This window comes from Vibrio sp. 10N.222.52.B12 (assembly GCF_002875385.1).
GTDB classification, from domain to species: domain Bacteria; phylum Pseudomonadota; class Gammaproteobacteria; order Enterobacterales; family Vibrionaceae; genus Vibrio; species Vibrio jasicida.
Genome location: NZ_MDAW01000153.1, coordinates 1 through 12,997 on the forward strand (window position 1 = coordinate 1; position 12,997 = coordinate 12,997).

At 43.7% G+C, this 12,997-nt stretch carries 12 protein-coding genes, 1 tRNA gene and 1 pseudogene; 3 read left to right on the forward strand and 11 right to left on the reverse strand.

Features of this window, described 5'->3' with window-relative positions; translation table 11 throughout:
* Positions 1-206 (forward strand): annotated as a pseudogene (locus BCT11_RS28240) (hypothetical protein); the annotation flags it as partial.
* A 97-nt stretch (positions 207-303) separates the two neighbouring features.
* Here the strand turns inward: BCT11_RS28240 and BCT11_RS23760 are convergent.
* From BCT11_RS23760 to BCT11_RS23790, 7 genes are all read right to left on the reverse strand, one after another.
* On the reverse strand, positions 304-1,554 hold the full coding sequence (locus BCT11_RS23760) for an HD-GYP domain-containing protein (protein WP_102389440.1): 1,251 nt from the start codon (positions 1,552-1,554) through the stop codon (positions 304-306).
* 153 nt (positions 1,555-1,707) lie between these two features.
* Positions 1,708-2,706: a LacI family DNA-binding transcriptional regulator gene (locus tag BCT11_RS23765; protein ID WP_102389441.1), complete on the reverse strand. Its 999-nt coding sequence runs from the start codon at positions 2,704-2,706 to the stop codon at positions 1,708-1,710.
* A 106-nt stretch (positions 2,707-2,812) separates the two neighbouring features.
* Positions 2,813-3,568: a chitin disaccharide deacetylase gene (gene chbG / locus BCT11_RS23770; RefSeq protein WP_038864458.1), complete on the reverse strand. Its 756-nt coding sequence runs from the start codon at positions 3,566-3,568 to the stop codon at positions 2,813-2,815.
* A gap of 16 nt (positions 3,569-3,584) precedes the next feature.
* On the reverse strand, positions 3,585-4,907 hold the full coding sequence (locus BCT11_RS23775; RefSeq protein WP_038864460.1) for a 6-phospho-beta-glucosidase: 1,323 nt from the start codon (positions 4,905-4,907) through the stop codon (positions 3,585-3,587).
* Positions 4,908-4,917: 10 nt separating this feature from the next.
* The gene (locus BCT11_RS23780) at positions 4,918-5,229 is read right to left on the reverse strand and encodes a PTS lactose/cellobiose transporter subunit IIA (RefSeq protein ID WP_038864462.1); all 312 of its coding nucleotides are present in this window, start codon (positions 5,227-5,229) and stop codon (positions 4,918-4,920) included.
* A gap of 47 nt (positions 5,230-5,276) precedes the next feature.
* Positions 5,277-6,611, reverse strand: coding sequence for a PTS sugar transporter subunit IIC (locus BCT11_RS23785; RefSeq protein WP_038864463.1), 1,335 nt, complete (start codon positions 6,609-6,611; stop codon positions 5,277-5,279).
* A gap of 85 nt (positions 6,612-6,696) precedes the next feature.
* On the reverse strand, positions 6,697-7,002 hold the full coding sequence (locus BCT11_RS23790; RefSeq protein ID WP_102389442.1) for a PTS sugar transporter subunit IIB: 306 nt from the start codon (positions 7,000-7,002) through the stop codon (positions 6,697-6,699).
* Positions 7,003-7,249: 247 nt separating this feature from the next.
* Here BCT11_RS23790 and cod point away from each other — a divergent pair, with 247 nt between their 5' ends.
* Positions 7,250-8,533, forward strand: a complete 1,284-nt coding sequence (gene cod, locus BCT11_RS23795; RefSeq protein ID WP_102389443.1) for a chitin oligosaccharide deacetylase — start codon at positions 7,250-7,252, stop codon at positions 8,531-8,533.
* 363 nt (positions 8,534-8,896) lie between these two features.
* Here the strand turns inward: cod and BCT11_RS23800 are convergent.
* Positions 8,897-8,981 (reverse strand) — tRNA-Leu (locus tag BCT11_RS23800).
* A gap of 177 nt (positions 8,982-9,158) precedes the next feature.
* Positions 9,159-9,824 (reverse strand): SDR family NAD(P)-dependent oxidoreductase, encoded by a 666-nt coding sequence (locus tag BCT11_RS23805; RefSeq protein WP_102389444.1) that lies wholly within the window; start codon positions 9,822-9,824, stop codon positions 9,159-9,161.
* Between the two features lie 245 nt (positions 9,825-10,069).
* Here BCT11_RS23805 and BCT11_RS23810 point away from each other — a divergent pair, with 245 nt between their 5' ends.
* Positions 10,070-10,549, forward strand: a complete 480-nt coding sequence (locus BCT11_RS23810) for an RDD family protein (RefSeq protein ID WP_039975711.1) — start codon at positions 10,070-10,072, stop codon at positions 10,547-10,549.
* A gap of 73 nt (positions 10,550-10,622) precedes the next feature.
* Here the strand turns inward: BCT11_RS23810 and lptG are convergent, their stop codons facing one another.
* Together lptG and lptF are read right to left on the reverse strand one after the other, a co-directional pair.
* Positions 10,623-11,693, reverse strand: a complete 1,071-nt coding sequence (gene lptG / locus BCT11_RS23815; protein WP_038879670.1) for an LPS export ABC transporter permease LptG — start codon at positions 11,691-11,693, stop codon at positions 10,623-10,625.
* Positions 11,694-11,696: 3 nt separating this feature from the next.
* Positions 11,697-12,797 (reverse strand): LPS export ABC transporter permease LptF, encoded by a 1,101-nt coding sequence (lptF, locus tag BCT11_RS23820; RefSeq protein ID WP_038864471.1) that lies wholly within the window; start codon positions 12,795-12,797, stop codon positions 11,697-11,699.
* Between the last annotated feature and the right edge of the window lie 200 nt (positions 12,798-12,997).

A 12,997-nucleotide genomic window follows, 5' to 3' on the forward strand; every position in this document is an offset into this window, starting at 1 on the left:
GCTTGCTTTGCGAGAAGTTTTCTCTCAAAGCGGAGGTGAATTCTAGCGAGATAATTGAGAGTGTCAAACACTTTTTTCAATTTATTTTCTCAGAAGTTTTTTACCTCCTCGACTCTGCTGAAGCCTTGTGGCGTCTGCCGTGTCGATGGATGCGCATTATAGGGAGAAGATTTTCTTTGGCAAGACTAAAAATGCATTTTTTCTAAAAAAACATGCCAAGTGGATACTTTCCATCCAACCAGAAAAATACCCATAAATAACACCCAAGATTTCTACAGATTACCCACAAAAACCTGTGGATAACTACTCATCACTGTCAAAGAAATAGGAAATCCGAGATCTTGGATTTAGGTACTCCCTAATTTTTTCGGGCAGTTTGGATGGATGAATCGCGTTTACGATTTTTAAGTCTTTTGATGCAAGGTCAATAATCGGCGCTTGTGTACGCGGAACTGAAGGGTCATAAACTAAGACATTAGGAAACAACAAGTGTGACGCATTTACTGAGATTACCAACCCCACCATATTATTGGAAAGTTGTACTACCGTTCCCGGTGGAAAAACGCCCATAAATTTGATCAAGATATTAAGGTTTTCTTCTTTATATAGATGTTTGCAATTCTTATATAAATGAGAGAGCGCGGTATAAGGTATCTTTTGTTCGGAAGGGACTGGCGTATGGCACAAATTATCAAAAGCATTCGCCACAATGATCACTTGAGCCAACTCATCGATACCATCCCCTTTTAACCCTTTAGGATAACCCGAGCCATCTCTCATCTCATGATGTTGGGCTATGACTCTTTTCGCGCTTTCAGGAAAGTCATCAATTTGATTCGCCATATCCAAGCCGTACTTGGTGTGCAACTTAAGATAGTTACTTTCTGGTTCAGTGAGCGGCACCTGTTTACGTAAAATAGCCGTTGGGATTTTAATTTTGCCCATATCATGAAAGAGCGCTGCAAAAGAGAGCGCTTTAAGCTGCTCTGCGGAGTATCCTTTTGCACGTCCAATCATCATAGCAATGACAGCAACGTTCAACGAATGGAAGTAGATATCTTCAAATTCATTTTTGCCATTCATTAAATGTAATGTGACATTATCATCGCACATCAACTTCTCAACGATATCGTCAATCAATTGTTTGGCTTCATCAACAGCAGCGGCGGGACGATTACGTATTTTCGTCATCACAGAGCGCATACGGGCGAGGGAACGCTCGAACTCTTTCTCACATTGAATGACTCGACGGCGATAAGCGCTAAGCTTTTCGATGCGCTTTTGCTTCTCTTGCCATAGCTTCTGAGCTTCCAGCTCTAAAGTGTCGTCCTTCTTTACTTCTACTTGCGGCTGATTCGCTGGTAGAGGCGATACTTCGCTCTGTTCTGAGTTAAAATAAACAAACTTAACTCCAAGGTGTCGGATCATCTCAACTTGTTCTGGGTCTTTGATTTTGAAGCTATTTAATAGGAAGGGGTGCTCGTTCCACTTGAGTGGGAGACGGATATGTAAGCCGGGCTGAATACGATCCACTGTAAGTTTAATTGTTGCCACTTTTCCACTACTGACTTAGTTCTTCTTGATAAGCCTTTAATAGTAGTGGATTTTGTAAATGAATTCATCAATAAGGCCGATGTATAAAGCGTCGATGTGCTCACCATCAATAGACAATAACGAGTAGGTTATAGGCCACTCAACCTTTAGCACTTACCATAAAGACCTATCGGCCTTACGTATTTTCAGTTGAGCTTCAAAGATAGGCTTGCTTTCTATTTGTTGATCTTTGACTAGCCCTATAAGAGTTTGCACTGCCACTCTCGCCATGTCACTAATTGGGAAATGAACCGCAGATACCGTAGGGTATAGACTTTCACATAGGTCGACACTATCAAAGCTTACTAACGAAATTTGTTCAGGGACAGATATCTTATGTTCATGCAGAAATTGCATCGCCCCAACCGTCATCTCCTCACTACAAGAAAAAAGCGCGGTTATTTCAGGATGCCGTCTATATATAGAAGCCATTGCATCATAACCACTTTGACGGCCGTAGTTACCTTCTTCACACCAGCTTTCATCAATTTCGATGCCCGCACTCTTCATTGCATCTACATAACCTAACTTTCTAAGTAAGCTATTATGACGCTGTGAAGGGCCGGTAATACAAGCAATGTGCCTGTGCCCCCCCGAGATAAGGTGCTCTACCGCTATTCGACTCGCATCATGATGATTGAACGTGACACACCGCTCTTCAATACCTTCTACATAACGATCAAGTAATACAAACGGCGTTGGTAACTTTGCTAGTTCACGCAACTCATCATCAGACAAATAACGGCTGTGAAGCACATAACCATCGCAGCGAAGATCATTAAAACGCTCAATAGCCTCTCGCTCTCCTTCTGCGGAATGGTGACCTTGTGCGGTAATCAAAAACTTCTTATGGATGTCTAGTTCTGTTTGAACTTGCTCCATCATCTCCCCGAAAAATCCACCGGTGTAGTACGTCACCAATAAACCAACCATGTTACTTGATGAAGTCGCTAGGGAGCGGGCAATCGCACTTGGGCGATAATTTAATTGCGCCATGGCCGCTTCGACTTTTTTTCTTGTCTCTTCACGGAACTTGCCTTCGCCATTAATAATGCGAGAAACGGTGGAACGGTTTACTCCAGCGAGTTCTGCGACATCTTTTATCCTTGCCATATTGCTATTTAATCCAACTGCATGTTTTATTCGAAGAGATAACCTAGATAAAGCGGCCACCAGCAAGTCGTAAGGTGATAATAGGGTTCGACGCCGGCGGCCTAAATCATACACTGGCAACTTTGTGAGAAGAAATAAGCTCAGAGTAATCCGTGACTGCGATACCATGTTGAACAAGTTCTTGCTTAAGTATCGGGGACGTCAGAACCTGCAGCTCTAATTCTCGTTGCAGCGCGTAACCGCTGCTAAGTATTAGAGGTTGATCGGCCTCTGCGGGATGACACATCACTTCGACAATATCGTACTGAGACTTTAATCTGAGCAAGCCCCTTAGCAACCCATCGAGACTTACACCTTGATCATAAAATTCATCAGTAAAGAAATATCGAACAGGATTCCTGACATGGCATAACCCACTTCCGCGTAAAGGTACACGATATTTTGTAGCAAGTTCTCTTATAACAGGGAGCAATTGAGGGTGAGTGTGCGCATGGTGATGGCTATCTAGATGACTCAATGATAAGCCCAAAGCAAGAAAGTGCTCTATTTGGCTTTGCGCTTCTTCATACACAGCCTTTAAATCGAAATCTTGTTTTTTCCATAACTCGGCATAACTAACAAAGTGCTCCTTACCATTGGTAAGATTAGGGTGCCCCGTAATTGGAGCACCAGCGGTAAAACGAAGGTGTATACCAATTTTCAAGTTAGAATTTTGTTTCGCCAATTCGACGGCATGCTTCTCGGCCCCCATCCCTACCATCATGGTGGTCGACCGAACCACACCTTGCTGGTGTGCTTTGATGATTCCGTTATTCACTCCGGGCGTTAAGCCAAAGTCATCAGCGTTAAAAATCACTTTCATTGGTGATATCCCTTTTTTACAGCATTGTCAGTTTAAATTGAGGAAGGTAAGGTGCATTCACTTTCAATATGTCGTCCAAAATGGATTTCGCTCGCCCAATATCAGGCACTAACGGATTATTGGTCAACGCCATAAGTGCTTTGTCATAACTCCCTTCAACCGCAGCTTCAATCGCTAATTGCTCGTAAGCCTTAACTTGGTAAAGTAGTCCTTTTATGTTGGTCGAGAGCTCCCCTACTGCGAGCGGTTTTGCCCCCCAACTACCAATAACTGCACTACATTCAATCACAGCATTGTCAGGTAAACCGTTAATTGCGCCATTGTTTAGTACGTTCACCACATGAATACTATTGCGATTGTTATAAATCGAGTCCACTAGGTTCAATGATGCATCGGAATAGTAAGCTCCTCCCCGCTCTTCTAACTCTTTTGGTTTATGAGCCAAGTTAGGATCTTGATACAGCTTAAATAGTGCCGATTCGGTCTCCATAACTTGTTCAGCACGCGTGCCTTGTTCACCCGCGCTCTGTTTTTCTTCCGCTAGCATGGCATCTGTTTGATAGAAATAACGATGATAAGGACAAGGGATCGCCCCTAACGCTTTAAGAAATGCAGGATCCCACGGTTCCTCCCAAATATTCTTCATACTGAAGTTGGCACCATCTCCAACCTTCTCTAGTACCGTTTGAGTAATATCCTCTCCTCTAAGCCATGCTTTATGTACCCACACCAAGTGATTCAAACCTGCGAACTCAAGTTGCAGCTCTTTTGGTTCACAATCCATCATCTCGGCAATCATCATTTCCATCGAAACAGGCACATTACAAAGTCCAATACTCTTCACTTTGGTATATTTACTCACCGCTTCAGAGACTAAACCTGCTGGGTTAGTAAAATTCAACATCCAAGCATTTGGGGCTAATTCTTCAATATCTTTGCAAATATCGAGGATTACAGGAATCGTTCTCAATGCTTTGGCGAAACCACCCGGTCCTGTAGTTTCCTGACCGATAACATCATATTTAATAGGAATACGCTCGTCGTTCGCTCGCGCAGCTAAACCACCAACACGGAATTGCGTCATAACAAAGTCCGCACCTTTGATTGCTTCACGACGATCAAAACCCGCTTTAATTTCAATGTCAGCACCAGCTTTATCGACCATACGTTGCGCTAAACCTGTGATGATCTCTAACTTCTCCGCCCCAGACTCAATATCAACAAAGTGCATCTGTTTAACAGGTAAGAACTCCAAACGTTTAATAACACCCTCAACAAGTTCCGGAGTGTAACTACTGCCGCCACCTATAATGGCGAGCTTGATTGCATTTCTCGGCATCGTGGCTTCCTTACCTTTCAGAAATTTGCTTGTTCAATGCGACGATTTCTACCGCCATTTCCTGCGCTAAGATGGTCGTCATTAAATGATCTTGAGCATGCACCATAACCAAGGTCATTGGCACTTTGCCCTCTCCTTGATCCTCTTCAATCAATTGCGTTTGAATCAGGTGCGCTTTGTTAATGCACTCTTTCGCTTGAAAAAGCTTTTCTTCCGCTGCTGCAAAGTTTCTCTCTCTCGATAGGCGCAATGCCTCATAACTCAAACTTCTGGCTTCACCCGCGTTGCAGATAATTTCCATCACGACTAATTCTTGTTCCATGTCTTCTCTCCGAAAGGGAGGGCTATCGAATGACAGCCCAATCATCTTTATGCTGTTACGCCTTCACCGGATGGTTGTTCCGCGTCTTTTGTTTCTTTGCTTGTTGGAAGCTCTTGCTCTAATACTTGCTTTTCAAACATCTTGAAGAACGGCAAGTAGATAAACAGGTCAAGAATCAGTAGCCCTATCACGAGCAACACAGGTGAGAATGTCCAGCCGCTACCCCACGATGCACCGATAATAGCTGGTGTAGTCCAAGGTGTTGTTGCCACACCCATTCCAACAAAACCAAGGTGCACAGCAAAATACGCAATGGTGGCATTCAAGATAGGTGCGAATACGAATGGAATAAATAGAATAGGGTTCATCACCACAGGGCTACCAAAAATAACCGGTTCGTTAATTTGGAAGAAACCAGGCACTGCACTCATACGTCCAATACTTTTGAGGTGGGCTGAACGACTGAAGGACATAAGCATTACCAGCGCTAATGTTGCACCCGAACCACCAATAAAGATGTAGAAGTCCCAGAATGGCTGAGTGAATACATTTGGAATAGGTTGGCCAGCAACAAACGCGTCGATGTTAGCACTGATATTAGTAAGGAAGATGGGAGACAGAAGACCAACGACAATCGCCGCTCCATGGATGCCCGCAAACCACAATAACTGACAAACAAGCAAGGCGCCAATGATCGCTGGTAACGTATTTGAAGCACTGATCAATGGTTTGAACATTGCCATCACCGCATCAGGAATCAACATATCGTATTGCATTTGAACAAAAATACTCAGAGGGTAAAGCGTAACGAAAATCGCTAAGACGGGTAGCAATACCTCAAAGGATCGTGCAATAGCCGGAGGCACCTGCTCTGGCATGCGAATCGTAATGTTATGCTTTTTCATAAAGCGGTACAGCTCGACAGAAAAGAAAGCACTCATTACCGCAGTAAAAATCCCCGTTCCTCCCATATGATTCATTGCCAAAGCGCCGTCTTTAGCAGGAGCTGCAATTAATAAGAAACTCATAAGCGACAAAACAGCACTGGTTATCCCATCCATTTTGTACGCTTTCGCCAAGCTATAGGCGACCCCTAGCGAGACGAATATCGTCATGATTCCCATCGACATATTGAACGGCATCATAATGGTATCGAAATGCGTCGTCGCAAAGTCCAACCATATTTGACCTAGAGTAAACGAAGTCCCTTCTTCAAATGGTGGAAAAGCAAATATTAAGATAAAGCTACCTACAATAATAAACGGCATTGCCACGATAAATCCGTCTCTCATTGCTCTAACATGAGGTTGATTACCCACTTTTGCTGCAATTGGGGCTATATGCTTTTCGACTATTCCTATAATCGCATCATAAAGCTTCATAGAGTCCATCCTTATTTTTAGACAAAAGAACCCCACATCAAATATCAATATTTGATGATTGTTCTTTTTATTTTAAACTATTGAATTAGTTAATAAGTTCTAATGCTTGCTTTAATACTTCTTCCCCTTTCATCATTCCATAAGCCTGTGGGGAAATTGCTTCTATATTTTTACCGTGCTCTTGAGCTGTTTTTCGCAACTCTTCTAATTGGAATCGAACTTGAGGTCCAAGCAAGCAAACATCGTACTCTTTGATTGCTTCATCAAACGCGTTCACAGACAACGCATCAATCTTACATATAATACCTTGCTTTTCAGCAGCTTGCTCCATCTTCCTAACCAACATACTGGTCGACATCCCAGCGCTACAGCATAAAAGGATCTTTTTCATAGCCTTACTCCCGTTGTGTAATTTTCAACCTACAAAAACTGTAGCAAAAATAACCAACGCAAAAAAGCGCAACCGGTTGCATTGTTCGTGAACTAAATCTCACTTTAGAAAATACGCTCTATTTTTTATTAATTATTTAGGTCTAGGATAAAAGCCAACAGAATAATAAAACACAAAATTTATATTTATAACTATCAATATCTTACTACTGACAACGTCATAATTAATTTCTTAAAAGGAATAAAGAATGAAATTAAATAAACTGGCTATGGTTACACTCTTAGGCACTGCTCTATCTCAATATTCGTTTGCCCAAGCAGACCCAAAAGGCACGATATATTTAACTTTTGATGACGGCCCTATTAACGCGTCAATCGATGTGATTAATGTGCTTAATGAACAAGGGGTTAAAGGCACTTTTTACTTTAATGCTTGGCACCTAGATGGGATTGGTGATGAAAATGAGGACCGCGCTTTAGAAGCTTTGAAACTGGCTCTCGATACAGGGCATATCGTAGCGAACCACAGTTATGCCCATATGATCCATAACTGCGTGGAAGAATTTGGCCCTAACAGTGGTGCTGAATGTAATGCGACGGGCGATCATCAAATTAACTCTTACCAAGATCCTGTCTACGACGCTCTAACATTTGACGAAAACTTAGCAGTACTCGAGCGATACCTACCAAATATTTCCAGTTACCCAAACTATCGCGGTGAAGAGTTTGCTCGATTGCCATATACCAACGGCTGGCGTGTAACAAAAAACTTTAAAGCAGATGGCTTATGTGCAACCTCTGATGACTTAAAACCTTGGGAACCTGGCTACGTCTGTGACACTGACAACCCGTCAAACAGCGTTAAGGCCTCGATTGAAGTTCAAAATATCTTAACGAATAAAGGATATCAAACCCATGGTTGGGATCTCGACTGGGCACCGGAGAACTGGGGCATTGCAATGCCAGCAAATAGTTTGACGGAAGCAGAACCGTTTCTAGGTTATGTTGATGCGGCCCTAAACAGTTGTGCGCCAACGACGATCAACCCTATCAACTCCAAAACACAAGAATTCCCTTGTGGTACTCCGCTACACGCAGACAAAGTTATCGTGTTAACACATGAGTTCTTATTCGAAGATGGCAAACGCGGCATGGGAGCAACCAAAAACTTACCTAAGCTGGCTAAGTTTATCCAAATCGCAAAAGAAGCAGGATACATTTTCGATACCATGGATAACTACACACCAGTTTGGCAAGTTGGTCAGGCATACGTTGCTGGTGATTACGTAACACATTCAGGTACTGTTTATAAAGCGGTTACAACGCACGTCGCACAACAGGATTGGGCACCGTCTTCAACGTCTAGCCTTTGGACAAATGCCGATCCTGCAACTGACTGGACACTAAACGTTGCTTATGAAGCAGATGATGTCGTGACTTACCAAGGTCTTCGCTACCTCGTAAACATTCCGCATGTATCACAGTCGGATTGGACTCCTAATACACAGAACACCTTGTTCACAGCTCTATAGGCTGTTCCTACTATCACCATGTAGTAGTTTGCGCGAGGCATACCCCTCGCGCTTTTTTATTTTGGATAACCAGAAACAACAAAGCCCCCGACTTTCGTCGAGGCTTTGTCTTAAAATATGGTACCGGTGGGCAGAGTTGATTGGACAAGCATTCCTGCCGCCACCGCGAAGGCAACGCTAACTTTCTTCCACCATTTTCAAACACCCAAAACGACGAAAGGCGGCTATACAAGCGACCTTTCTATGTATGGTACTGGTGGGTGGCTTGATTGGGCAGGCACTCCTGACGCCACGCTGGATTTGAATTTACAAACCCCAGATACAACAAAGCCCCGACTTTCGTCGAGGCTCTGTCTTGGAATATGGTACCGGTGGGCGGACTTGAACCGCCACGCCCGAAGGCAACGGATTTTGAATCCGTCGTGTATACCAATTTCACCACACCGGCATCTCGGGGCTATTGCCCCTTGATGGTTGGCATTATACGTAAGCTTTTGACCTGCGCAAGCAGAAAAACCTTAAATAACTATCGTTTGCTGATAATTTCGCCACAAAGTGTGACAAAGAAGATCTCATCACAGTTCAGTCTGCCATATCACCTGATAACAAGACCTCCCTCTCAGCCCTATAAACGGTTAACTGTAATATCCGAAACGTAACCATTACCAATATTAGAAAGCGCACCATGAATCATCCGCGCTGCATCACCTGCACTCATAAAGCTACTGGTGTCTAAAGACTTACCGCTCGTCTCCCAAAATTCCGTCGCCATACCTCCGGGATACACAGCGATAATTTTCATTGGTTTGCCTTTTAACTCCATACGAACGGATTCAATCAAACCTTTGACAGCCCACTTCACCGCACAATAGGTCGATTCTTGTGCCTTAGCTTGCTGTGCTGCTGTCGACATCACCATCACAACATTTACTGGCTGCTCTTGATAACGTTTGACCAACTCTCGAAGAATATTAATCGCCGAAGTGAGGTTATTTTCAATCAGCTTTTGAATCTCTTGCGGGTCTTGCTCAGCTAATAAACCAAAATACCCACTTCCAGCACAGTGAATCAGAGTAGAAGGCGCTTTAGGCAGCTCATTAAACAAATTATCGACTTGGGATGTATCCACCAAATCACAACTACGCACTTGAGCTTTATTAGATAGGTGTTGAGAAAGAGTCGCCAACTTCTCTTCACTGCGTCCAGTTAACAGTGTTTCTTCGCCTTGAGCATCATACAACTTAGCTAGTTGCGCACCTAGTCCACTGCTCGCGCCAGTAATCACGATCATCTTGTACCTCTATCACGTCATTCGTAATCTCATGTTCTAAGCAAAGTACCGTATGTTTGACGATTTCACAGGTTAGGTGACGCGAAGTTTGAACTGGATAGCTTTGTTAAGTTAGACGATGGATATAAAGTGTCTTCTGCTATGGTGATTTCATCGTAATTAGAGACTCTGTGCGTTAGCTCTCTTTTCACCGACAAGCGGAATCTATATCCTGACGCACAATTTTAAAGGTAAGTGATGGAACTATGACGACTTCTACAACTCTTCCACCAGCGGGCTTATTTCGCCGATTAGCGGCGTTGTTCTACGATATGCTGATTATCTTAGCAATTGAAATGATGGCCGCCGGCGTAGTGATGGCAATCGTCTTTGCGTTAAATGCAGCAGGATTATTGAGCTATGGAGAATATGCAGATGCAGCGGATATGCTAGGAAAGCACCCTGTATTAAGCCCGCTATTTACCCTTTACTTGGCGACAGTCTGGGTATATTTCTTTGTCTTCTTCTGGACACGAGCAGGTCAAACACTAGGCATGCGAGCTTGGAAGATGCAGATCCGAAACAGCAAAGATGGCTCAGCTATTTCTGTAACTCAGGCACTGATTCGCCTAGCAACCTCTGGTTTCGGCTTAGCTAACCTCACTGTACCCATTGACCCACAGAAACGTGGTTTCCATGATATTTGGGCAAAAACTGAAGTCGTGGTATTACCGAAAGCTAAATAGTTAAATGGCAGAAGCAAAATAGAAAAAGGAAGGCATGGCGCCTTCCTTTTTTATGTTTACTGTCTTTGGGAATCTATAGCTTTCTTCTGAGCAGAGATACCGCAATAGCTAAGAATACAAGACTTGGAGCCAGTGCACCGAATACTGGCGGGATGCCATATACCAAGGTTAGAGGGCCAAAGAATTCACTGGATATGTAAAAAGTAAAGCCAGCAACCACCCCCGAAAGCACCCTTGCCCCCATGGTCACACTACGTAATGGACCGAATACAAATGACAGTGCCATCAACATCATTACCGCGATAGAAAGCGGTTGAGATAGCTTGCGCCAAAATGCCAGTTCATAACGTGAAGCATCTTGCTCTGATGCTTTCAGGTATGTCACATAGTCATACAAGCCACTTAGTGACAGCTCTTCTGGTTTTACCGTCACGACTGCCAGTTTGTCTGGTGCTAATGAGGTGTGCCACTCCATTTGTTCCAAATCACGCTTGGTAATGACGTTTTCATTCTCCATGTCAGTAACTTGCACGTAGCGCATCAGCCAATTGTTGTCTTGTTGGTAATCAACCTCTTCAGCAAAAATGACTTTCTGTAGGTTTTTATCATCATCAAAACGCCACATGTTCAAACCATAGAGTTTGTCGTCTTCAACTTTGCCGATAAAGATAAAATCATTGGCATCACGAGCCCAAACACCAGCCCGAACAGAAACGATACTACCGCCAGACAAAGCAAACGCTCGTAGATCACGTGCCATTTTTTGTGCTTCAGGTGCGCCCCATTGGCCAAGCGTCATGACGATTAGCATTAATGGAACCGCGGTTTTAAGCACTGATAAACCGATATCCAACTTAGAAAAGCCGGCTGCTTGCATTACTACGAGCTCGGAGCTGGATGCCAACATACCAAGGCCAATTAATGCCCCCAACAACGCAGCCATCGGGAAAAACATTTCTACATCGCGAGGGATACTTAGTAACACAAAGTAGAGAGCATGCATTAAGTCGTATGCACCACGGCCGACTTTACGCAGCTGCTCTACGTATTTGATGATGCCAGACAAACCAACAAAGGTCGCTAACACCAAAGCCGTGGTAGAGATTATCGTTCTACCGATGTAAAGGTCTAAGAGTTTGAACACAGCTTACGCGAGCCTCTTCTTACGGAATTTTTCTTTCATTCGACGAGCAGGAACACTGTCCATCATGTTCGCCAGGATAGCGACCAAAAGCAGCATCGCATTAATAGGCCACATGCCAATAGCAGCAGGTATAGCACCATCCTCTAACGCAGATTTCGTTGCACTAATTGCAAGGAAGTACGCCAAGTAAATCAAGATGGCAGGGCCCATTTTGGCGAAACGTCCCTGACGTGGATTGACCGCGGAAAGCGGAATAACCAACATCGTCAACAGCGGAATACACACAAATAATGAAATTCGCCATTGCAGTTCTGCTTGCGCTTCTGGATCGGGGTGGCCGATCAAATCTGCGGTTGGGTAAGCTTCCCAATCACGACCTTTTTGCTTCACTTCGCGCTGGCCAATCAAGCCTTCATATTCATCAAACTTGGTGATCATGTATTCCACGCGAGTCGGCACACCTTCATAGCGCGTGCCCTCATGCATCGTAATGATCTGACGGCCATCCGACAGTTCTTTTACATCGCCTGAAGAAGAGAACATCACGCTTGGTAGAATGGAATCGCGAGGGCGCATCTGTGCAACAAACACGTTGCTTAACGTGCTGTTTTTGATGTCGTCAATAAACACGACTGACGAACCATCTGGCGTTCCTTGGAATTGGCCTTTCTTTAGCAGGTCAACGCTGTTTTCTGCCGCGACTTGCTCGTACAGTTGCTCGACACGGTCCTGAGACCAAGGCGATAACCACAACGCATTAAACGCAGCAACACCTGATGTAATCAGAGCTAAGTACAATGCCGCCTGTACCAAGAATTTATTCCCGATACCGGTGGCATTCATTACCACGATCTCACTTTCCGCATACAAGCGACCAAAGGTGATCAATATGCCGATGTACAAACTTAATGGCAGCATCAATAAACCCATGGCTGGCATGTTTAAACCAACCACTGAGAAAATTAATCCAGCAGGAATATCCCCGTCCGAAGCATCAGCAAGAACACTGATAAACTTCTGGCTCACAAACACCAAAAAAAGTACGAAGAAAATCGCAAATTGGCTCTTGAGTGTTTCGCGGATCAAATATCTAACAATAATCACGCTGAAATTACCTATACAAAACTTGTTTTTTTGGTCGAATCACTATAGTTTCCCGTTGAACCATTTATTTTTTTAAAAATTATAAACTAGATGTTAGCGCTTAAATCAGCTCTGTTGGTAAGACCTGAGCTTAAATTCAACAAGTAAGCGATCATTATCTAACATTTAGAGCAATTTGTCTTCAGGATGTAGGAGTACGC

What these genes read in the sequence shown, in the direction of transcription:
- chbG (WP_038864458.1), bottom strand. Translation starts at nt 3,568, where the DNA reads ATGAAAGTGATTTTTAACGCTGATGACTTTGGCTTAACGCCCGGAGTG.
- BCT11_RS23790 (WP_102389442.1), bottom strand. Translation starts at nt 7,002, where the DNA reads ATGAAAAAGATCCTTTTATGCTGTAGCGCTGGGATGTCGACCAGTATG.
- BCT11_RS23775 (WP_038864460.1), bottom strand. Translation starts at nt 4,907, where the DNA reads ATGCCGAGAAATGCAATCAAGCTCGCCATTATAGGTGGCGGCAGTAGT.
- BCT11_RS23765 (WP_102389441.1), bottom strand. Translation starts at nt 2,706, where the DNA reads ATGGCAAGGATAAAAGATGTCGCAGAACTCGCTGGAGTAAACCGTTCC.
- BCT11_RS23805 (WP_102389444.1), bottom strand. Translation starts at nt 9,824, where the DNA reads ATGATCGTGATTACTGGCGCGAGCAGTGGACTAGGTGCGCAACTAGCT.
- cod (WP_102389443.1), top strand. Translation starts at nt 7,250, where the DNA reads ATGAAATTAAATAAACTGGCTATGGTTACACTCTTAGGCACTGCTCTA.
- BCT11_RS23810 (WP_039975711.1), top strand. Translation starts at nt 10,070, where the DNA reads ATGACGACTTCTACAACTCTTCCACCAGCGGGCTTATTTCGCCGATTA.
- BCT11_RS23780 (WP_038864462.1), bottom strand. Translation starts at nt 5,229, where the DNA reads ATGGAACAAGAATTAGTCGTGATGGAAATTATCTGCAACGCGGGTGAA.
- BCT11_RS23785 (WP_038864463.1), bottom strand. Translation starts at nt 6,611, where the DNA reads ATGAAGCTTTATGATGCGATTATAGGAATAGTCGAAAAGCATATAGCC.